20 protein-coding genes are annotated in these 21,265 nt (G+C 60.6%); 15 read left to right on the top strand and 5 right to left on the bottom strand.

Annotated elements, in window-relative coordinates; translation table 11 throughout:
• The first annotated feature begins 117 nt into the window (after positions 1-117).
• The 3 genes from sucC (at position 118) to brnQ (ending at position 3,871) form a co-directional block, all read left to right on the top strand.
• A complete protein-coding gene (gene sucC, locus AAGQ88_RS16970; protein WP_093459219.1) occupies positions 118-1,284 on the top strand; it encodes an ADP-forming succinate--CoA ligase subunit beta in 1,167 nt (388 codons plus the stop codon).
• Positions 1,284-2,168 (top strand): succinate--CoA ligase subunit alpha, encoded by an 885-nt coding sequence (gene sucD / locus AAGQ88_RS16965; RefSeq protein ID WP_093459218.1) that lies wholly within the window; start codon positions 1,284-1,286, stop codon positions 2,166-2,168. The genes sucC and sucD overlap by 1 nt, the downstream gene beginning before the upstream one ends.
• Before the next feature lie 389 nt (positions 2,169-2,557).
• Positions 2,558-3,871, top strand: a complete 1,314-nt coding sequence (brnQ, locus tag AAGQ88_RS16960) for a branched-chain amino acid transport system II carrier protein (protein ID WP_342653025.1) — start codon at positions 2,558-2,560, stop codon at positions 3,869-3,871.
• Positions 3,872-3,973: 102 nt separating this feature from the next.
• On the opposite strand, the gene AAGQ88_RS16955 is transcribed toward brnQ, so the two are convergent.
• Entirely contained in the window at positions 3,974-4,228 is a 255-nt protein-coding gene (locus AAGQ88_RS16955) for a hypothetical protein (RefSeq protein WP_285426082.1), read from the bottom strand.
• Positions 4,229-4,568: 340 nt separating this feature from the next.
• On the opposite strand from AAGQ88_RS16955, the gene htpG reads away from it, so the two are divergent.
• Together htpG and AAGQ88_RS16945 are read left to right on the top strand one after the other, a co-directional pair.
• Entirely contained in the window at positions 4,569-6,473 is a 1,905-nt protein-coding gene (gene htpG, locus AAGQ88_RS16950) for a molecular chaperone HtpG (protein WP_342653024.1), read from the top strand.
• 78 nt (positions 6,474-6,551) lie between these two features.
• Complete coding sequence (locus AAGQ88_RS16945) at positions 6,552-7,277, top strand: dienelactone hydrolase family protein (RefSeq protein WP_342653023.1); 726 nt, start codon at positions 6,552-6,554, stop codon at positions 7,275-7,277.
• Between the two features lie 100 nt (positions 7,278-7,377).
• Here AAGQ88_RS16945 and AAGQ88_RS16940 read toward each other — a convergent pair whose 3' ends face one another.
• Positions 7,378-8,241: a pirin family protein gene (locus AAGQ88_RS16940; RefSeq protein ID WP_342653022.1), complete on the bottom strand. Its 864-nt coding sequence runs from the start codon at positions 8,239-8,241 to the stop codon at positions 7,378-7,380.
• Positions 8,242-8,445: 204 nt separating this feature from the next.
• Between AAGQ88_RS16940 and AAGQ88_RS16935 the strand changes: the two genes are divergently transcribed.
• A complete protein-coding gene (locus AAGQ88_RS16935) occupies positions 8,446-10,071 on the top strand; it encodes a methyl-accepting chemotaxis protein (protein ID WP_342653021.1) in 1,626 nt (541 codons plus the stop codon).
• A 63-nt stretch (positions 10,072-10,134) separates the two neighbouring features.
• Here AAGQ88_RS16935 and fabB read toward each other — a convergent pair whose 3' ends face one another.
• From fabB to AAGQ88_RS16920, 3 genes are all read right to left on the bottom strand, one after another.
• Entirely contained in the window at positions 10,135-11,355 is a 1,221-nt protein-coding gene (fabB, locus tag AAGQ88_RS16930; protein WP_093459210.1) for a beta-ketoacyl-ACP synthase I, read from the bottom strand.
• Positions 11,356-11,365: 10 nt separating this feature from the next.
• Complete coding sequence (gene fabA / locus AAGQ88_RS16925; protein WP_138220177.1) at positions 11,366-11,881, bottom strand: 3-hydroxyacyl-[acyl-carrier-protein] dehydratase FabA; 516 nt, start codon at positions 11,879-11,881, stop codon at positions 11,366-11,368.
• A gap of 242 nt (positions 11,882-12,123) precedes the next feature.
• On the bottom strand, positions 12,124-14,049 hold the full coding sequence (locus tag AAGQ88_RS16920; protein ID WP_285426076.1) for a response regulator: 1,926 nt from the start codon (positions 14,047-14,049) through the stop codon (positions 12,124-12,126).
• Positions 14,050-14,363: 314 nt separating this feature from the next.
• On the opposite strand from AAGQ88_RS16920, the gene AAGQ88_RS16915 reads away from it, so the two are divergent.
• The 9 genes from AAGQ88_RS16915 (at position 14,364) to AAGQ88_RS16875 (ending at position 21,217) form a co-directional block, all read left to right on the top strand.
• The gene (locus tag AAGQ88_RS16915; protein WP_342653020.1) at positions 14,364-15,389 is read left to right on the top strand and encodes an NAD(P)H-dependent glycerol-3-phosphate dehydrogenase; all 1,026 of its coding nucleotides are present in this window, start codon (positions 14,364-14,366) and stop codon (positions 15,387-15,389) included.
• Between the two features lie 25 nt (positions 15,390-15,414).
• The gene (locus AAGQ88_RS16910) at positions 15,415-15,759 is read left to right on the top strand and encodes a DUF4389 domain-containing protein (protein ID WP_285426074.1); all 345 of its coding nucleotides are present in this window, start codon (positions 15,415-15,417) and stop codon (positions 15,757-15,759) included.
• Positions 15,756-16,214, top strand: a complete 459-nt coding sequence (sixA, locus tag AAGQ88_RS16905; RefSeq protein ID WP_342653019.1) for a phosphohistidine phosphatase SixA — start codon at positions 15,756-15,758, stop codon at positions 16,212-16,214. The genes AAGQ88_RS16910 and sixA overlap by 4 nt, the downstream gene beginning before the upstream one ends.
• Before the next feature lie 80 nt (positions 16,215-16,294).
• A complete protein-coding gene (locus tag AAGQ88_RS16900; RefSeq protein WP_285426072.1) occupies positions 16,295-16,738 on the top strand; it encodes a hotdog fold thioesterase in 444 nt (147 codons plus the stop codon).
• Between the two features lie 120 nt (positions 16,739-16,858).
• Positions 16,859-17,278, top strand: a complete 420-nt coding sequence (locus AAGQ88_RS16895) for a hypothetical protein (protein WP_342653018.1) — start codon at positions 16,859-16,861, stop codon at positions 17,276-17,278.
• Between the two features lie 136 nt (positions 17,279-17,414).
• Entirely contained in the window at positions 17,415-18,248 is an 834-nt protein-coding gene (locus AAGQ88_RS16890) for an alpha/beta hydrolase (protein ID WP_342653017.1), read from the top strand.
• Positions 18,245-19,099, top strand: coding sequence for an alpha/beta fold hydrolase (locus tag AAGQ88_RS16885; RefSeq protein WP_342653016.1), 855 nt, complete (start codon positions 18,245-18,247; stop codon positions 19,097-19,099). Before AAGQ88_RS16890 ends, AAGQ88_RS16885 begins: the two co-directional genes overlap by 4 nt.
• Before the next feature lie 150 nt (positions 19,100-19,249).
• A complete protein-coding gene (locus AAGQ88_RS16880) occupies positions 19,250-20,074 on the top strand; it encodes a DUF4892 domain-containing protein (RefSeq protein ID WP_285426068.1) in 825 nt (274 codons plus the stop codon).
• Between the two features lie 90 nt (positions 20,075-20,164).
• Entirely contained in the window at positions 20,165-21,217 is a 1,053-nt protein-coding gene (locus AAGQ88_RS16875; RefSeq protein WP_093459200.1) for an AI-2E family transporter, read from the top strand.
• Positions 21,218-21,265 lie beyond the last annotated feature (48 nt).

The raw sequence follows: 21,265 nt of genomic DNA, 5'->3' as shown, positions 1-21,265 counted from the left end.
GAGGCAGGCATTCAGGTGTCTGTCCTGGCACCTTCCGGGAGAAGCGGTCACAGGTGGTGCGGCACGCTTAGACGAGCAGCACCGAATGCGCAGTACCTAACGAAGACGGTAATAAGCATGAATCTTCACGAGTATCAGGGTAAGCAGCTGTTTGCTGAATACGGCCTGCCAGTATCCAAGGGCTTTGCAGTAGACACCCCGGAAGCAGCAGCAGAAGCGTGCGACAAAATCGGCGGAACCGAGTGGGTTGTTAAAGCCCAGGTTCACGCGGGTGGTCGCGGTAAAGCGGGCGGCGTCAAGCTGGTTCGCAGCAAGGAAGACGCAGCTGCGTTCGCTCAACAGTGGTTGGGCAAGCGTCTGGTCACTTACCAGACTGATGCCAACGGTCAGCCAGTCACCAAGATCCTGGTTGAATCCTGCACTGACATCGCCAAAGAGCTGTACCTGGGCGCTGTAGTCGATCGTTCGAGCCGTCGTATCGTGTTCATGGCTTCTACCGAAGGTGGCGTGGACATCGAGAAAATCGCTCACGAAACACCTGAGAAGATTCTCAAAGCCACTGTCGATCCACTGGTTGGCGCTCAGCCGTTCCAGGGTCGCGATCTGGCTTTCCAGCTGGGTCTGGAAGGCAAGCAGGTTGCTCAGTTCGCCAAGATCTTCACCGGTCTGGCCAAGCTGTTCCAGGACCACGACCTGGCCCTGCTGGAAGTGAACCCGCTGGTCATCAAGGCTGACGGCGATCTGCACTGCCTGGACGCGAAGATCAACATCGACGCCAACGCCATGTACCGTCAGCCAAAGCTGAAGGCTTTCCACGATCCATCGCAAGATGACCCACGTGAAGCCCACGCTGCCAAGTTCGAACTGAACTACGTGGCACTGGAAGGCAACATCGGCTGCATGGTCAACGGTGCCGGCCTGGCCATGGGTACCATGGACATCGTCAACCTGCACGGCGGCAAGCCAGCCAACTTCCTCGACGTAGGTGGCGGCGCGACCAAAGAGCGCGTGACCGAAGCGTTCAAGATCATCCTGTCCGACAGCAACGTCGCTGCAGTACTGGTCAACATCTTCGGCGGCATCGTTCGCTGCGACATGATTGCCGAAGGCATCATCGGCGCCGTTAAAGAAGTCGGCGTGAAAATCCCGGTCGTTGTGCGCCTCGAAGGCAACAACGCTGACCTGGGCGCTAAAGTACTGGCAGAAAGCGGCTTGAACATCATCGCTGCTACCAGCTTGACCGACGCTGCTCAACAAGTCGTCAAAGCTGCGGAGGGCAAATAATGAGCGTCCTGATCAATAAAGACACCAAGGTTATCTGCCAGGGTTTCACCGGCTCGCAAGGTACCTTCCACTCCGAACAAGCCATTGCCTACGGCACCAAGATGGTTGGCGGCGTGACCCCAGGCAAAGGTGGCACCACTCACCTGAACCTGCCAGTGTTCAACACCGTTCGCGAAGCCGTTGAACAGACTGGCGCCACTGCCAGCGTGATCTACGTTCCGGCTCCGTTCTGCAAGGACTCCATCCTTGAAGCAGCGTTCGGCGGCATCAAACTGATCATCTGCATCACCGAAGGTATTCCTACCCTCGACATGCTGGATGCCAAGGTCAAGTGCGACGAGCTGGGTGTTACCCTGATCGGCCCTAACTGCCCAGGCGTCATCACCCCGGGCGAGTGCAAGATCGGCATCATGCCAGGTCACATTCACTTGCCAGGCAAAGTCGGTATCGTGTCGCGTTCCGGCACCCTGACTTACGAAGCTGTGAAGCAGACCACTGACGCCGGCTTCGGTCAGTCGACCTGCGTCGGTATCGGTGGTGACCCGATCCCGGGCTCCAACTTCATCGACATCCTCAAGCTGTTCCAGGAAGACCCGAAGACCGAAGCGATCGTCATGATCGGTGAGATCGGCGGTTCGGCTGAGGAAGAAGCGGCTGCCTACATCAAGGCAAACGTGACCAAGCCAGTGGTTTCCTACATCGCCGGTGTGACTGCTCCTCCGGGCAAGCGCATGGGCCATGCGGGCGCAATCATCTCTGGCGGCAAAGGCACTGCAGACGAGAAATTCGCTGCACTGCAGGACGCAGGCGTCAAAACCGTGCGTTCGCTGGCAGACATCGGCAAAGCCCTGGCTGAGCTGACCGGTTGGGAAATGAAGAAGTAAGCATCGCTTGCTGATCATCGTCTGATCGACAAAGGCCACCTTCGGGTGGCCTTTGTGTTTTCCGGGTCTGGATTTCGGCGTGTCGTTTCCAGTCGCAAGTATTCAATCCGTATAACAGCCTCCTGTTCGCAAGGCGCAGGGGGACGAAGGGCGAGCAGTCTGGCCGAGTTTTGTAGGACTTGTCCGAAATGCGACAGCAACGTGCGTTCATCGGTCGCACCGCCCTGTAACGGTGCGAAAAATGAGGTAGGCTAGCCGCCATTTTGCGTGGTCGGCCCCCATAAGGAGCTGCTGCGCGCAACGGGTCTGTCTTAAAAGGACGGGCAGCATTTCCCTCACCCTCAGGGAAATCCTCTTCTTAATTCCGATTCAGCAGTGTGGTTTCTTTGATGAAAGTGTTGAAAGGCCAGGACATCCTGGCGCTGGGTTTCATGACGTTCGCGTTGTTCGTGGGTGCTGGCAATATCATCTTTCCCCCCATCGTAGGCCTGCAGGCCGGTCCACACGTGTGGATGGCGGCGCTGGGCTTTCTGGTGACTGCGGTCGGTCTTCCTGTGGTCACGGTCATCGCGCTGGCCAAGGTCGGCGGTGCAATGGACGCGTTGAGCAGTCCCATCGGCAAGATCGCCGGGACGCTGCTGGCGGCGGTCTGCTACCTTTCCGTCGGCCCGCTGTTCGCCACGCCGCGCACGGCCACGGTGTCCTTTGAAGTCGGGTTGGTGCCGCTGACCGGCGAAAGTCCACTGGCGCTGTTTCTCTACAGCCTGGTTTATTTCCTTCTGGTGTTCTGGATCTCACTGTATCCGGGCCGCCTGCTCGATACCGTCGGACGTTTCCTTGCCCCGTTGAAGATCATCGCACTGGCCGTGCTGGGCATCGCGGCGTTCGCACTGCCTGCCGGTGATGTAGGAAGCGCGCAACCGGCTTACGTCGCGGCGCCGTTCTCGCAAGGGTTCATCAATGGCTACCTGACCATGGATACCCTGGGTGCGCTGGTGTTCGGCATCGTCATCGTCAATGCCATTCGTTCGCGCGGCGTTGAATCGCCACGCCTGATCACGCGCTACGCCATCATCGCCGGCCTGATTGCCGGCGTCGGTCTGGCGCTGGTGTACATCAGTCTGTTCCGCCTCGGTTCGGGCAGTCACGCTGTCGCGGCGGACGCAACGAACGGCGCTGCCGTGCTGCACGCGTATGTGCAACATACCTTCGGTACGCTGGGCAGCAGCTTCCTGGCGGTGTTGATTTCCCTGGCGTGTCTGGTGACCGCAGTAGGTCTGACCTGCGCCTGCGCCGAATACTTCAGCCGGTTGTTGCCACTGTCCTACAAGACGCTGGTCATCCTCCTGGCCGTGTTTTCACTGCTGGTCTCCAACCTTGGTCTGACCAAGCTCATCCAGTTCTCCATCCCGGTGCTGACGGCGATTTACCCGCCGTGCATCGCGCTGGTCGCCTTGAGTTTCTGCAAGGATTTCTGGCACGCACAGGGCCGGATCGTTGCGCCGGTGATGCTGGTGTCATTTGTGTTCGGTGCTGTGGATGCAGCGAAAGGCGCTGGTCTTGGCGCTTACCTGCCTGAAGCTGTGGGCCATCTGCCGTTGAGCGAGCAGGGCCTGGCCTGGCTGATTCCCTCACTGATCACTCTGTTCATCGCGTTCGTGGTGGACCGGATGCTGGGCAAGCGCAGCGAGGCGCTGGCCTGAGGGGAGGGCGGCGGCGCAAGCGCTTGCACCGTGGAACAACATTTCCCGCATAAAAAATAAAGCCCGCTTAGTGCGGGCTTTATTTTCTGTAAACTTTCGAACTTACGGCTTAGTTGGAGCAGGTGCCTGTTCGTTCGCCTCTTTCGCGCGTTCTTGTGCGGCCTCGGCATTTTTCTGAGCAGCTTCCTGACTTTCTTTGGCTGCATCGTTCACTTTATCTTGAGCCTTCTGCATCGACTCCTGGGACTGCTGAGCAGCCTTGTTTGCATCTTGCTGTTTATCCTCGGATTTTTTATCGCAGGCAGCGAGACCCAAAGTGGCAGAAAGCATGAGGGCAATGGCTAAAGTCTTACGCATGGGGTGTTTCTCCTTATTGAACATCTACGAGCCTTCGAGCACAGCGCTATTAAGTTAGTTCCATTGTGTGTCGAGGATTAAAAACCAGCTGTTACCTCGGATTTACACAATGCCGGCGCAATGCCGCGCAGTCAGGCTGATTAAACGTTTATGCAGGGTGAGTCATGCAAGACCTCGGGTGATCATGTTTATGGACGATGGAGAATCTTCATTCCCTTGATGCCGCTCTCTTGAAATCCCTGACCCAGCCCCCACCTTGATGACAACCCGCCGCCCGGCCTTCAACAGGTGTCAGGCGCGGCCATCCCTATTTGTGTCGACTGATTGGAGTTTGATGACCATGAGTGTGGAAACTCAAAAGGAAACCCTGGGCTTCCAGACCGAGGTAAAGCAGCTGCTGCACCTCATGATCCATTCGCTGTACTCGAACAAGGAGATTTTTCTCCGCGAGCTGATTTCCAACGCGTCTGACGCCGTCGACAAGCTGCGCTTCGAAGCGCTGTCCCGACCTGAGCTGCTGGAAGGCGGCGCCGAGCTGAAGATCCGCGTCAGCTTCGACAAAGACGCCAAGACCGTCACGCTCGAAGACAACGGCATCGGCATGAGCCGTGAAGATGTGATCACCCACCTGGGCACCATCGCCAAATCGGGCACTGCCGACTTCATGAAGAACCTGTCCGGCGATCAGAAGAAGGACTCGCACCTGATCGGTCAGTTCGGTGTCGGTTTCTACTCTGCGTTCATCGTTGCCGATCAGGTCGAAGTCTTCAGCCGTCGTGCCGGCCTGCCTGCCAGCGAAGGCGTGCACTGGTCCTCCAGAGGCGAGGGCGAATTCGAAGTCGCCACGCTGGAAAAAGCCGACCGCGGCACGCGCATCGTGCTGCACCTGAAAAACGGCGAAGACGAGTTCGCCGATGGCTACCGCCTGCGCAACATCATCAAGAAGTACTCCGACCACATCGCGTTGCCGATCGAGCTGCCGAAAGAGCAGATCGCCGTCGAAGGCGAGCCTGCACCGGTGCAGGAATGGGAAACCGTCAACCGCGCCAGTGCCCTGTGGACCCGTCCGCGCACCGAGGTGAAGGATGAGGAATACCAGGAGTTCTACAAGCACATCGCCCACGATTTCGAGAACCCGCTGAGCTGGAGCCATAACAAGGTCGAAGGCAAGCTGGAATACAACTCGCTGCTTTACGTTCCGGCCCGCGCGCCGTTCGACCTGTATCAGCGTGAAGCGCCGCGTGGCCTGAAACTCTACGTGCAGCGCGTGTTCGTCATGGATCAGGCGGAGTCCTTCCTGCCGCTGTACCTGCGCTTCATCAAGGGCGTGGTCGATTCCAACGATCTGTCGCTGAACGTTTCGCGCGAGATTCTGCAGAAAGACCCGATCATCGACTCGATGAAGTCGGCGCTCACCAAGCGCGTGCTGGACATGCTGGAGAAACTGGCGAAGAACCAACCGGAAGAATACAAAGGCTTCTGGAAGAACTTCGGTCAGGTCATGAAAGAAGGTCCTGCCGAAGATTTTGCCAACAAGGAAAAGATCGCCGGTCTGCTGCGTTTCGCTTCGACCTCCGACGAGAGCGGTGAGCAGAGCGTGGCCCTGTCCGAGTACCTGGCGCGCGCCAAAGAGGGTCAGGACAAGATCTACTACCTCACCGGCGAGAGCTACGCGCAGGTCAGGAACAGTCCGCACCTGGAAGTCTTCCGCAAGAAAGGCATCGAAGTGCTGCTGCTGACCGACCGTATCGACGAGTGGCTGATGAGCTACCTCAGCGACTTCGACGGCAAGGGTTTCGTCGATGTGGCACGGGGTGACCTGGACCTGGGCAAACTGGACTCCGAAGAGGACAAGAAAGCCCAGGAAGAAGTCGCCAAGGACAAAGAGGGCTTGATCGAGCGCCTGAAAACCGCGCTGGGCGAGGCTGTCAGCGAAGTTCGCGTGTCCCATCGCCTGACCGATTCGCCTGCGATTCTGGCCATCGGCGAGCAGGATCTGGGCTTGCAGATGCGCCAGATTCTGGAAGCCAGCGGTCAGAAGGTTCCGGATTCGAAGCCGATCTTCGAGTTCAACCCGACGCATCCGCTGATCGGCAAGCTGGACAACGAGCAGAACGAAGAGCGCTTTGGCGACCTGTCGCACATCCTGTTCGATCAGGCCGCGCTGGCCGCAGGCGACAGCTTGAAGGATCCGGCCGCTTACGTGCGCCGTCTGAACAAGTTGTTGGTGGAGCTCTCGGTTTAACATTCGAGTGCTGACAAAACCCGCTTCGGCGGGTTTTGTCATTTGATGATCTTTCATTCTCAACAGCAGGAGTCCGCAATGAGCAACGTGACCGTACAGTCCGTGGTGTATCAGATCGATGGCAAATCCTATGAGAGCCGTCTGGTATTCAGCGAAGGTGCCAAAGCCGCTCCGGGTCTGGTGATGGCGCCAAACTGGATGGGCATCAGCGAGGACGCCGAGGACATCGCCCGGGAAGTCGCCGGCAAAGGTTTCGTGGTGCTGCTGGCCGATTTGTATGGCCAGAACGTTCGCCCGAAAAACGGCGACGAGGCCGCGGCGGCAATGATGCCCTTGAAAAACGACCGTGCGCTGCTGAACACGCGCATGCAGGCTGCGCTGGATCAACTGACCGGGCAAAAGATTGCGGCGGTGGACTCGACGCGTCTGGCGACGTTCGGTTTCTGCTTCGGCGGTTGCTGTTCGCTGGAACTGGCCCGTACCGGTGCGCCGCTGAAGGCGGCAATCTCGTTCCACGGCACGCTGGACACCACTCATCCGGACGGCGGCAAGCAGATCCAGGGCAAAGTGCTCGTGCTGCACGGTGCTTCCGATCCGCTGGTGCCGAAGGAGCAATTGCCTGCGTTCGAAGCGGAAATGAACGCCGCCAACGTCGACTGGCAACTGCTGAGTTACGGCGGCGCCTTCCACTCGTTCACTGACAAGCACGCCAATAATCCAGGCGTGCAGATGTATAACCCGACCGTGTCAAAGCGCGCGTTCACTGCCATGCATAACCTGCTGGATGAAGTGTTCGCGGGCTGATACGCCTCGTCTAAATGAGCTTGCTCGGGATGGCGTGGCGTGATGCTCCGAAGGATGAATGCACGCACGCCGTCGTGAACAGGCTCGGTTCTGGCCGAATTCAGCGTTTGCCTGAAGGCAATTCGATCCGCTCGACTTCCCCTGGTACGGTCGGCCAGTCTCCGGCGGCCCATCTGGCGCGTGCCTGATCGATCAAGGCCGGATCGCTGGCCACGAAATTCCAGTTCATCCTGCGCGGCCCATCCAGCGGCGCGCCGCCAATCAGCACGGCATGGGCTTCGCTTTCAGCGCTCAGTGTCGGCTCATCCCCCGCGTCCAGCACGATAAGGCTGCGTGGTTCGACAGGTTCGCCGTCCAGCAGCATGTCACCCTCGATCACATACAACGCACGCTGCTCATGCTCGGCCGGAATCAGCAGCGTCGTGGCGGTCTGCATCCTGATTTCGGCATACAGCGTAGGCGACAGCACCGGCACCGGTGATTGAAGGCAGAATCCTGTCCCGGCAATCATGCGAATGCTGATGCCCATCGAGTCGCTCACCGGCAGCGTCGCGGCGGGGTGATGGCTGTAGTGGCCCGGTCCTTGTTCATGCTCCTTGGGCGAGGCCAGCCAGATTTGCAGGCCATGTAAGCGTGAACCGGCGTCGTGAAGCGCTTCGGGCGTGCGTTCGATGTGTGCGATCGCGCTCCCTGACGTCATCCAGCTGACCTCGCCTGGCAGCACGTGCTGATCGCTGCCCAGGCTGTCCTTGTGTCGGATCTCGCCCTCGAACAGGTAGGTCAGGGTGGACAGGCCGATGTGTGGATGCTGGCGAATGTCCATTCCGTGGCCCGGCGCGTAGGAGGTTTCCAGCATGTGATCGAAAAACACGAAGGGGCCGACGCTGCGGCACTGAGCGGAGGGCAGGGGACGCAGAATAGGCTGGCCTTCAACGTCTTCCGCTCGAGGTTTGATGGTGAACATGTCAGGGCTCTCGGTGGGCTTGATGACAGGATAAGCAACTTGCACGCCGCCGTCTGGATCGTCTGTGCTCTCGAATCGATCCGCTCGGATGGACGCCGACATGAATTGCCGAAAGGTCCTACAGAATGTACGCCTCCCCGCCGATACCTGTGGCAACGACCAGCTGCGCCTTAACCGTGCAGGATTTTTGGGGAGGGACCCATTGTGACCGTAAGAAACATGAATATCGCGCCCCGCGCCGCTCTTGGCTTTGGGGTGCTCGCGCTGCTGGTGTTTGGGCTGGGCGCCTTTGCGTTGCTGCAGATGTCCAGCATGCGCAAGCAATCGGATCTGGTAGAAGGCAAATGGCTGCCGAGCGTCATGGAACTGGGGACGGTAGGTCAGGACATCATGAGGATCAGGACGCTGACCCTTCGACTGATGCTCAACCGCAGCCCCGAGGCATTGCGCGAGAACATCGCCAAACTGGAGAGCCTGAAGTCCGGCTTGCAGGTTGCCGAAACCCGCTACCTCGCATTGATCGGCTCGGCGAAAGAGCGCGAGTTGTATAACGACTTCCTTGCCTCGCAGCAAGCCTATCTGCAGCGGCAGAACCGGGTGATGGAGCTTTCCGCGCAGAACCAGCTGGACGCGGCGCTTCAGGTCATCAATGGCGAAATGAATCAATACGCCGACAAAATGACTCAGGCCCTCAACGAATTGACCGCCCTGAATAAGCAGGGCGCCGGCCAGGCCAGCGAAGAGGCCCTGGCGGTGTTTGGCAGCGCCACCAATTGGGTGGTCGGCATGATGCTGATCACGGCGCTGATTACCCTGATGCTGGCCTGGGGCCTGACGCGCAGCATCGTCATGCCGCTGGCTCAGGCGCTGGGCATCGCTCAGGTCGTGGCGGCGGGCGATCTGACTGCCAACATCGTGGTCCACGGTCGTGACGAGCCGGCACGCCTGCTGGAGGCTCTGAAAACCATGCAGCAGAACCTGCGGCGCACGATTCTGCGCATCTCCGATTCGTCGAACCAACTGGCGTCGGCCTCGGAAGAGCTGAGCACCGTCACCGAAGATTCCACGCGGGGCCTGCATCAGCAAAGCCTGGAAATCGATCAGGCCGCCACCGCGGTCAATCAGATGACGGCCGCGGTGGAGGAGGTCGCGCGTAATGCGGTGGCGACGTCGCAGGCGTCCGGCGAGTCAGACCGGATTGCCCAGCGTGGCCGCGAGCAGGTGCAGCAGACGGTCGCGTCGATCGGGCATCTGGCGCACGACGTCACGCAGGCAGGCGATCAGGTAGGGATTCTGGCGCAGAAGGTGTATGGCATCAGCAAAGTGCTGGATGTCATCCGCTCGGTTGCCGAGCAGACTAACCTGCTGGCGCTCAACGCCGCGATCGAAGCCGCAAGGGCAGGGGAAGCGGGGCGCGGCTTTGCGGTCGTCGCCGATGAAGTTCGCGCGCTGGCCCATCGCACGCAGTCCTCGACTCAGGAAATCGAGCAGTTGGTGGTCGACATCCGGCAGGGCACCGATCAGGCGGTCAACGCCATGCAGGGCAGCAATAGCCGCGCGCAATCGACTCTTGAGCTGGCGCAATCGGCAGGCGTCGCGTTGAACGACATTGCCGCCGCAATCACGCTGATCACCGAGCGGAACGTGGTCATCGCCAGTGCTTCGGAAGAGCAGGCGCAGGTGGCTCGCGAAGTCGATCGCAACCTGACCAATATTCGCGACATCGCGCTGCAGAGCTCAGCGGGCGCCAATCAGACCAGTGCCGCCAGTCATGACCTGTCGCGCCTGGCGACGGATCTGAACGGGATGGTGGCGGCGTTTACAGTGTAAGGCCGACAGCGAATAAAAAAGGCGCCCCGAGGGGCGCCTTTTTATTGAGTGCAGACAGGCAGATTACTTGCCAGTCCAGCGCTTCATGACCAGCGTGGCGTTGGTGCCGCCGAAGCCGAAGCTGTTGCTCATCACCAGATTGATGTCGGCGTTCTCGCGAGTCTTGGTCAGAATCGGCAGATCGGCCACTTCCGGGTCCAGCTCGTCGATGTTGGCGGAGCCCGCCATGAAGTTGCCTTCCATCATCAGCATGCAGTAGATCGCTTCGTGAACGCCGGCGGCGCCCAGGGAGTGACCCGACAGGCTCTTGGTGGAGCTGATGGCCGGAGCGTTGTCGCCGAACACTTCACGCACGCCTTTCATTTCAGCGACGTCACCGACCGGCGTCGAAGTGCCGTGGGTGTTCAGGTAGTCGATCTTGCCGTCGACAGTCGACATCGCCTGCTGCATGCAGCGGATGGCGCCTTCGCCGCTCGGTGCGACCATGTCGTAGCCATCGGAAGTCGCGCCGTAGCCGACCAGTTCCGCGTAGATCTTCGCGCCGCGTGCCAGAGCGTGTTCCAGCTCCTCGACAACGACCATGCCGCCGCCGCCGGCAATGACAAAACCGTCACGGTCGGCATCGTAAGCGCGCGAAGCCTGCTCAGGCGTTTCGTTACGCTTGCTGGACAGCGCGCCCATGGCGTCGAACAGGAACGACTGGCTCCAGTGTTCTTCTTCACCGCCGCCTGCGAACACCACGTCCTGCTTGCCCATCTGGATCTGTTCCATGGCGGTGCCGATGCAGTGAGCACTGGTCGCGCACGCCGAAGCGATGGAGTAGTTCAGGCCTTTGATCTTGAATGGCGTCGCGAGGCAGGCCGAAACGGTGCTGCTCATGGTGCGGGTCACGCGGTACGGACCGACGCGCTTGACGCCTTTCTCGCGCAGGATGTCCAGCGCTTCCATCTGGTTCAGGGTCGACGCGCCGCCGGAGCCGGCGATCAGGCCGGTACGTGGGTTGGAAACCTGCTCTTCGGTCAGGCCGGAGTCAGCGATGGCGTCCTTCATGGCCAGATAGGCATACGCCGCAGCGTGGCCGACGAAGCGGTAGATCTTGCGATCGATCAGCTCTTCGAGGTTGAGGTCGATGGAGCCCGAGACCTGGCTGCGCAGACCCATTTCGGCATATTCCGGATTGAAACGGATGCCAGGGCGGCTTGCACGCAGGTTGGCGGAGACGGTGTCTTTGTCATTGCCCAAGCAGGAAACAATGCCCAGACCAGTGATAACGACGCGGCGCATGCGAATACCCTTAGAAATTGTCAGTGGAGGTGAATACGCCGACACGAAGGCCTTCGGCGGTATAGATTTCGCGGCCGTCCACGCTGACCGAACCATCGGCGATGGCCATGTTCAGCTTGCCTTTGAGGACGCGCTTGATGTGAATGTTGTAAGTGACCTTCTTGGCGGTCGGCAGGACCTGGCCGAAGAACTTCACTTCGCCCGAACCCAGCGCACGGCCGCGGCCCGGCAGGCCTTGCCAGCCCAGGAAGAAACCGACCAGCTGCCACATGGCGTCGAGGCCCAGGCAACCTGGCATCACCGGGTCACCTTCGAAGTGACAGGCGAAGAACCACAGGTCAGGAGTGATATCCAGTTCGGCGACCAATTCACCTTTGCCGAACTTGCCGCCTTCTTCGCTGATATGGGTGATGCGATCAACCATCAGCATGTTGGGGGCGGGCAGTTGCGCGTTACCTGGGCCGAACAGCTCACCGCGACTGCAGCGCAGCAGGTCTTCCCGGGTAAAGGCGTTTTGTTTGGTCATGCGAGCTCCTCGATAATCCTGTGCGGCAGGGTGTGGCGTACTAACCCGATCTGGCCAGCGGTCTTCCCTGACTGAGGAGAACGGCTGTTCTCACACAAGGGGTCTGCTGGCAGCCTACTCATAGACTATTGCGTTGTAGTGAAAGTCACAGCACGGGTGAAATGAATGTACACCTGTGCACTGAAATTTTCTGTCCGCGCGTCGGCGCGGGTCGATCCAGCGCACAAGACTGCCGCAATTTATCATTTATCGCCAGTCACAGATGCCTTAAAGGTCAGCCAGCGCTGCAAAACCTGCTGTAAATCAGTACGTTTGAACGGTTTGGCCAGGTAATCGTTCATTCCGGCCTGAATACAAATCTCGCGATCGCCGTGCCGTGCGTTGGCCGTCAGGGCAATGATCGGCAGGCTGTCGAGCCCTGGCAGCGCACGGATTCGCCGCGTGGCCTCGTAACCGTCCATCACCGGCAGCCGGCAGTCCATCAGGATCAGGGCGAATTTTTCCTTGCTGGCCATGCTCACCGCTTCAGCACCATCCGCGGCAACGCTGACCTGCAGGCCCAGACTGCGAAGCATGGCCTCGACCACGGTGCGGTTGACCGGGTTGTCTTCGACCAGCAGCACGCAGCCTTCGCGCTCCTGTGGCATCTCGCCAAGGGCGCCGGACTGAGGCGCCGGCTCTTCCTCCTGCACCCGTTGCAGCGGAATTTCGAGATTGAACACCGAGCCCAGACCTTCGCTGCTCTGCGCCTGCAGCGAGCCGCCCATGCGTTCGGCAAGGTTGCGCGCGATCGGCAGGCCCAGTCCGGTGCCGCCGTAGCGCCGGGAGATAGAGTTGTCGGCCTGCTGAAACGCGTCGAACATCGATTCCAGCAAATCCGGGGAAATGCCGATGCCGCTGTCGCGCACTGCGCAGATGAACAGGATGTGCTGGGGGTCGGTCTGTTGCCAGGCGGTTTCGACGCGCACGCTGCCGAACTCGGTGAACTTCAATGCGTTGCCAATCAGGTTGACGAGGATCTGCCGGATGCGCGTCGGATCGCCCTTGACCCTGAGCGATTCGAGCCCCGGCGGTAGATCCAGCTCCAGCGCCAGACCCCGCTGTTGCGCGTTATGAGCGAACGCCTGCACCGATGTGGCGATGAGGTCTGCCAGATTGAACGCAATGTTCTCGAGCTCCAGCGCATCGCGCTCGAAACGGGAGAAGTCGAGGATGTCGTTGATCACCCGAAGCAGATGCTCGGTGGATTCCATGGCGAGGGCGGAATATTCGGCCTGTTCCTCGGTCATTTTCGTGGTTTCCATCAACTGCAACATCCCCAGTACGCCGTTCATCGGGGTGCGCAATTCATGGCTCATCATCGCCAGAAATTCCGATTTCGCGCTGTTGGCGCGCTCGGCTTCTTCTCGGGTCCGGATCAGTTCATCCATCGCCTGTTTCTGTTCGCGACTGGCCTTTTCCAGGCCCAGCGCCAGATTGTTGATGTGTCGAGCCAGATCGCCGAGCTCGGCGTCGTCTGCCACGGGCAGAGGCGCGGTGTAATCGCCGTGTTGAATGGCCTTCACCGCATCGCTCATGGCGCTGATTGGCTGTGACAGGCTCAAGGACAGACGCCGCGCAAGGATGTAGGTAAACAGCAGGGCGAACAGCGCGAGGATGCCGGCTTTCAGGAGGATTTCCTGCTCGCGCAGATTGAATGCATCACTGGACATGCCCACCAGCACACGGCCCAGATAATCCTCCACCGGCACACTGGCGTTGTCGTCCAGCTCATCGGCATGGTCGTTCTGCGCCTTCACCCGTTGCAGGCGGATAGGCGCCTGAAACACTTCCATCTGGCGGGCGTGATTGTTGTCCGCGGTCTGCTCGACATGTACCAGAACCTGTCCGGCACTGTTCTGAACCTCCAGAAAGCGCACGTGAGGCGTGTTCATGGTGGCTTTCATCAGGCTTTCGAGCACGTCGTCGTTGCCGACGATCACGCCGTATTCCGAGGCGGGCGCCAGTTGGTTGGCGATCAGCTGGCCGGTGTGATTGAGCTCCTGACGAAGGTCCTGAATGCGCACCACGGTGAAGAAACTGATCAGCAACAGCGTCAACAGCAACGCCGGTCCCAGGCTGAGGATCTGCGTTCGTGTGCTGATGTTCCAGCCGCGTTGTACCGTCATCACTGAGTTCCGGCTCTGGGTGGGCACTTCATTCGCCATTTTTTCAGAAGACGCGGGGCTGGCCGGTGCGTGGGGAGGAAGAACGTTGCGTCATGTGATGGATCTCTTCGGGAGCGCACTAACGATAGCTCATCGGCGTTACGCCGGAATTTTTCGTGTCGGGCGCGCATCTTAACCGAGCCGTGGGTAATTTCCTCGTGAAGAGTAGGGATCGGCTATATGTTCTTCGACAGGTGTTTTGCCGCTGGTGGCAGGCATCGCGCTCCGTATAATGCTGCCATCGCCAGATGTGATGGCTCTGAATGGATTGTTTTATGACCCAACAGCAACCTATAGCAGTCCTGGGCGGCGGCAGCTTCGGGACGGCCGTGGCCAATCTGTTGGCCGGCAATGGCCATCGGGTCCTGCAGTGGATGCGTGATCCGGAGCAGGCCGAGGCGATTCGCGTCAATCGTGAGAATCCGCGTTACCTCAAGGGCATCAAGGTGCTCGACGCGGTGGAACCTGTGACGGATCTGGAAGCGGCGTTGCGCGACAGCCAGCTGATTTTCGTCGCGCTGCCTTCGAGCGCGCTGCGCAGCGTCCTCACCCCTCATGTCGAATTGCTGACCGGTAAAATGCTCGTCAGCCTGACCAAAGGCATCGAGGCGCAGACCTTCAAGCTGATGAGCGAAATCCTCGAAGACATCGCCCCCAACGCGCGCATCGGCGTGTTGTCCGGGCCCAATCTGGCCCGAGAGATTGCCGAGCACGCGCTGACCGCCACCGTGGTCGCCAGTGAAGACGAGGACCTCTGTCAGCAGGTCCAGACCGCGCTGCATGGGCGCACCTTCCGGGTGTACGCCAGCGCCGACCGCTTCGGCGTCGAGCTGGGCGGCGCCCTGAAGAACGTCTATGCCATCGTCGCCGGCATGGCCGTTGCGCTGGGCATGGGCGAGAACACCAAGAGCATGCTGATCACTCGCGCGCTCGCTGAAATGACCCGCTTTGCGGTCAGTCAGGGCGCCAATCCGATGACCTTTCTCGGACTGGCGGGTGTGGGCGATCTGATCGTCACTTGCTCCTCGCCCAAAAGTCGCAATTACCAGGTCGGCTTTGCCCTCGGGCAGGGGCTGAGCCTGGATGAAGCGGTGACGCGTCTGGGTGAAGTGGCCGAGGGGGTCAACACGCTCAAGGTCCTCAAGGCCAAAGCGCAGGAACTGCAGGTTTACATGCCACTGGTCGCCGGGTTGCACGCCATCCTCTTCGAGGGGCGCACGCTGGAGCAGGTCATCGAGCTGCTGATGCGGGCCGAGCCCAAGACCGATGTCGATTTCATTTCAACCAGTGGTTTCAACTGACCCCAATTTCCAGGTGGAGAAGCTCTTGAACGAGTCTAAATTCAAGCAACACGAATCGATCCTGCTGCGCATCCTCTGGATGGTGGTGTTTGTCGTCGTCTGGCAGGTCGCCGAACTGGTCCTGGTGGTCGTTGTGCTCGTCCAGCTCGCGTACCGCCTGTTTTACGGGGCGCCCAGCCTGAGCATGATGTCGTTCGGTGACAGCCTGAGCCAGTTTCTGGCACAGATCGGCCGGTTCGGCACCTTTCATACCGACCAGAAGCCCTGGCCGTTTGCCGACTGGCCCGCGCCACGTGCTCCGGAGGGCGAAGCGCCTCACACCGTTCCCGCTGCCGAGCACCCCGTGCGCGATGAGGAACCGAAACTATGAAGTTGTGGATCTTGCGCCACGGCGAAGCTCAGCATCGCGCGCGCACCGACGCCGAGCGCGAGCTGACCGCCAATGGCCGCGAAGAAGTGTTGAGCAGCGCTGCGCAGCTGTTGGGTCAGCCGCTGCGCTGGATCATCGCCAGTCCTTATGTGCGGGCACAGCAGACCGCCGAACTGGTGCGCCAGTCACTGGGGTTTGCCGAACCGGTGGTGACTGTGCCGTGGCTGACGCCTGAGAGCGATCCGCGCAAGGTACTGGAAAACCTCGATCTGTACGCGGCCGACGACGTGCTGCTGGTCAGCCATCAACCGTTGGTGGGTTCGCTGATCGGCCTGGCGGTGCACGGCAGTCTGCAACAGGCAGAGCCCATGCACACCGCCAGCCTGGCCGAGCTGGAAGCGGATTTCCCGCTGGCGGGCGCAATGGAACTGTCGCGCGTTCGTCATCCGGTGTAATGCCCGTTTTTGCGGGCAATGCGGTATCTCTCGGTTCTGCCGGGTTACCGGGTTCGTGACATCAACCACAAGGAAAAGACATGAGTCTGTGGCATAAAACCCCCGACCTCGAAGCCCTCAACGCGATGCAGAAAAACACCATCGGTGAAGTGCTGGACATCCGTTTCGAGGCTTTTGACGAGCAATCCCTGACCGCCAGCATGGTGGTCGATCATCGCACCCATCAGCCGTACGGTCTGTTGCACGGCGGCGCTTCGGTGGTGCTGGCCGAGACTGTGGGGTCGTCGGCCAGTTACCTGGTGATCGATACCAGCAAGTACTTCTGCGTCGGGCTTGAAATCAATGCCAATCATCTGCGCGGCCTGCGCAGCGGGCGGGTCACGGCGGTCGCGCACCCGGTGCACATCGGTCGCACCACCCATGTGTGGGACATCCGCCTGACCAGCGACGAAGGCAAGGCCAGTTGCATCTCGCGCCTGACCGTGGCCGTGGTGCCCCTCGGCGAACAGCCGCCCGCGCGCTGATTTCCGACGCTTGATTTGTGCAGCCGTCAACTGTCAGAAGTGACAGTTGTTGTCGTGAGTGTATGCGCCTAGCCTGTAGAGGTCCCATGACGGGATGACGCAGGTTCAAGGAGGAGTGACATGAGCAGAAGAGCTGCATTAATCAGTGAGGAAATCGTCAGCAAGTCAGCCGAAATCGCAAAGCTTGCCGCTGAGCTGTCGGAATCTCAAACAACCGAGACGCAAGGTGAGGAAACCGAGCTGAGTCAATGGCTGGCACGCATCTATGGTGACAAATCGCTTACCAATATCGAGTTCCAGCAGTTGCGTGACGAGGCTGACCGCAGGGTCGATGCTTTAAAACAGCTTTACCCCCAAAGCACCGAGCTGGCTGCTTTTCAGGAAGCAGCCGATAGTGCTGTGCAACGGATGCAGACCGGGATTCTCAGCTTCAAGAAGCAAAAGTTGCCCAGTGAGCTCAAGACCGGAATTCACGAGGCTTACGCATTTCAAGTAGCCTACATTCAGGCGTGTCTGGACAGATTCACCCAGATGCTTTGAGCATTCATCAGCACGAGCAGTTTATATATCCGGTCGATGACCGGAGTGTCATCATCGATGGCAGTTCCGGTCATTGCTGCGCACAGGAGGCGCTGCGCACAATTGCAGCCTGTTTGCTTTCGATGGATACGCCGGCATGACCCAGACTGTGTTTTTCGCTCACGCCAATGGCTTTCCTTCCGCCACCTACGGCAAGTTGTTCTCAGCGCTGGGGGATGATTTCCAGGTCATCCATCTGGAACAGCACGCCCACGATCCGCGATTTCCAGTGACCGACAACTGGCCCAATCTGGTCGACGAACTCGTTCACCATCTGCGTGAACAGCCGCAGCCGGTGTGGGGCGTTGGCCATTCGCTGGGTGGCGTGCTGCATTACCACGCCGCCTTGCGCCACCCGGAGCTGTACCGCGGCGTCGTGATGCTCGATTCACCGGTGCTGACGCGCTTCGATCAATGGATGATTCGCGCCGCCAAGCGCTTCGGTTTCATTGATCGCATCACACCGGCAGGGCGCACGCTGGGACGTCGCGAGCTGTTCACCGATCTGGACGCTGCCCGCCAGTATTTTTCCGGCAAGAGCCTGTTTCGCCGCTTCGATCCGGAATGCTTCGAAGCTTATCTGCTGCACGGTCTGCAGGCGCAAGGCGGGCAACTGCGACTGCGCTTCGATCCGGCCACTGAGATCAGCATCTACCGCAGCGTCCCGCACACCAGTCCGGGCATGGCCCGCCATCTGCGGGTGCCGCTGGCCATGGTGCGCGGCGAACGCAGCGATGTCGTGCGTCGCCATCACGCGCTGTCGGTGAAAAGCATGCGCGAAGGCGAGTATCTTTCGGTACCGGGCGGGCACATGTTTCCGCTTGAACACCCCGAGGACACCGCGCAGATGCTCAAGCAGCTGTTTTCCCGCTGGACGGCCAGGGCCCAAGCCGGCAATGCCGCTTCGTCCCCTCAGCAGGCCCGCGCATGACCTGTTCGGTTGAAGAAATACGTCTGAGCCTGCCGCACATCGAACTGGCCGCGCACCTGTTCGGGCCTTCGGACGGCCAGCCGGTGATCGCGTTGCATGGCTGGCTCGACAACGCCAACAGCTTCGCACGTCTGGCGCCCAGGCTTGAAGGATTGCGCATACTCGCCGTCGACATGGCCGGTCATGGTCATTCCGATCATCGTCCGCCCGGCGCCGGTTACGGCCTGCCGGACTACGCCCACGATGTGTTGCAGGTCGCGGCGCAGATGGGCTGGGAGACGTTCTCGCTGCTGGGCCACTCGCTGGGCGCAATCGTTTCGGTGATCGTGGCGGGCGCCATGCCGCAGCGTGTTCGTCGCCTTGCCCTGATAGACGGGTTGATTCCGCCGCTGGGCGAGCCCGAATCCGCGGCTGAGCGGATGGGCACCGCGCTGCAGGGACAATTGGCGCAATCGGGCAAGCGCAAGCCGGTGTATGCGGACATGGACCGCGCCGTCGAAGCGCGCATGAAGGGCGCCGTCGCGGTCAGTCGCGAGGCCGCCGAGTTGCTGGCGCAGCGCGGGCTGATGCCGGTGCCCGGCGGGTACACCTGGCGCAGCGACAGTCGCCTGACCCTGGCGTCTCCGATTCGTCTTACGCGCGCGCAGGCGATGTCGTTCGTCAACGCGGTGCAATGCCCTGCCCAACTGATCGTGGCCGAGGAGGGCATGCTGGCGCAGAACAAAGCGTTGCTGGCCAGCGTGCCGTTTCAGGTCTCGCAACTGCCGGGCGGGCATCATCTGCACCTGAACGACGAAGCGGGTGCGCGCTCTGTTGCAGACTGTTTCAATCGGTTCTTCGCCGTTCCTTGACTTGCGCCCTGCAACTGCCGACGCTGGGCGTGTAGAAACAGGAGACTGCACGATGGACCACCGCCCAAGCCGCACACGCACACTTCTTCCCAAGCCGCACGTCGTTGCGGCCTTGCTTTGCCTCCCGATTCCCTGCCGATGAGAGCCCCCATGCGTTTATTTTCCGCGCTGGGCCTGCTGCTCTGCGTCGTCGGTCACACCGGCTTGAGTCAGGCGTCCGATGTGCCCGGCAGTCAGGACTTGCCCAATCTGCCACGTCTTACCGATGCCGAAATCATCGATTACCGTCCCGCCGCCGAACTCGAGCGGATCTACCCACTGGGCTCCATCCGCAAGATCAGCGGCCAGTTGCGCTTCGACGGTCAGGTTCCCGCCCGGGGCAGTGTGACCGCGATCACCTATCAACTCCCCGTCGAGCACAGCTCAGACGAAGCCTTTACCGCCGCCCGTGAAGCGCTGCAGAGCCAAGGTGCGCAGTTGCTGTTCTGGTGTCAGGCGCGCGACTGCGGCGAAAGCAGCCTGTGGGCCAACGAGGTGTTCGGCAACGCCAAGCTGTATGGCGCCGACAACGAGCAGGCCTATCTGCTGCTGCGTCTGGCGGCACCGGCCAACGACACGCTGGTTGCACTGTATGGCATCACCCGAGGCAATCGCCGCGCGTACCTGCATGTCGAGCAGATGCAGGCCAGCGCGCCGCTGGGCACGTTGCTGCCCACGTCCGCGACCCTGCTGCGGGAGCTCAAGAGCACCGGCAAGCTGGACCTGCCCATGCTGACCGGAGCACCCGAAGATCCATGGCTCACCTTGCTCTCCAGAGGGTTGAATCTGGACAGCACCCTGCGCATCGTGCTCTCCGGGGCGCAACGCGAAGCCTGGCTTCAGGCATTGGTGGATAAAGGCGTGCGCAAGGCGCGACTGGAGGCTGGCAGCAAAGACAACGAAAGCCCGGGCCTGACCCTGGAAGTCATTCGCTGACGCCTGCCGGACGCTGATTTTGCTCAATAGCGGGCGAGCCCTCCGGTTCGCCGTTATGCTCATACTTCGATTCACTTCTGCGGAATGACCATGCTCAATAACGATCGCCTGTTGGTGCAGATTCTGCTGCTGGCGTTGCTGGGGGCCTGCCTGTGGGTGATGGCGCCGTTCTGGTCGGCGTTGTTCTGGGGCGCCGTGCTGGCATTTGCCAGTTGGCCGCTGATGCCATTGCTCACCCGCTGGCTCAATGGCCGCGAGTCCCTGGCTGCCGGCATCCTCACGCTGGGCTGGATGTTGCTGGTCGCCGCACCGCTGGTGTGGCTGGGGTTCAATCTGGCGGATCACGTGCGCGACGCGACGGCGTTCGTCAAGGACGTGCAGGTCGATGGGCTGCCGGATCCGCCCGCCTGGCTGGGCAGTATTCCGCTGGTGGGCGAACGGCTGGTGGGTTACTGGATGACCATCGATCAGCAAGGCGCGGCGATGCTTGCCAGCGTCAAGCCTTATCTGGGACAGGTCGGCAACTGGCTGCTGGCGCGCAGTGCGCAGATCGGCGGCGGCATTCTCGAACTGACCCTGAGCATCGTATTCGTGTTCTTTTTCTACCGCGACGGGCCGCGTCTGGCGGCGTTCGTCCTCAGTCTGCTGGAGCGGCTGATCGGTGATCGCGCGCAGTATTACCTCGATCTGGTCGCCGGGACCGTGCAACGCGTCGTCAATGGCGTGATCGGGACCGCAGCCGCGCAAGCAGTGCTGGCGCTGATCGGCTTCTTGATTGCCGGTGTCCCGGGGGCGCTGGTGCTGGGGATCGGCACGTTCCTGCTCAGCCTGGTGCCCATGGGCCCGCCGCTGATCTGGATTCCCGCGACGGCATGGCTGGCCTGGAAAGGCGATTACGGGATGGCGATCTTTCTCGGGCTGTGGGGGACGTTCATCGTCAGCGGGGTCGACAACGTCCTCAAGCCTTATCTGATCAGTCGCGGAGGCAATTTGCCGTTGGTGATCGTGCTGTTGGGGGTGTTTGGCGGGTTACTGGCGTTCGGCTTTATCGGCCTGTTCATCGGCCCGACACTGCTGGCCGTGGCGTACAGTCTGCTGCTCGACTGGGTCGGCGACAGCCGCGCGCGCCAGTTGCCAAAGTGACGATTCATGACTGACAGAACCGCCGCCGAACACAGGTTCCGCGGCGGT

The organism is Pseudomonas sp. F3-2 (assembly GCF_038804275.1).
In the GTDB taxonomy this organism is placed as follows: domain Bacteria; phylum Pseudomonadota; class Gammaproteobacteria; order Pseudomonadales; family Pseudomonadaceae; genus Aquipseudomonas.
The sequence above is the reverse complement of the archived record's forward strand: the minus strand, read 5'-3'. Positions and strand labels throughout refer to the sequence as shown.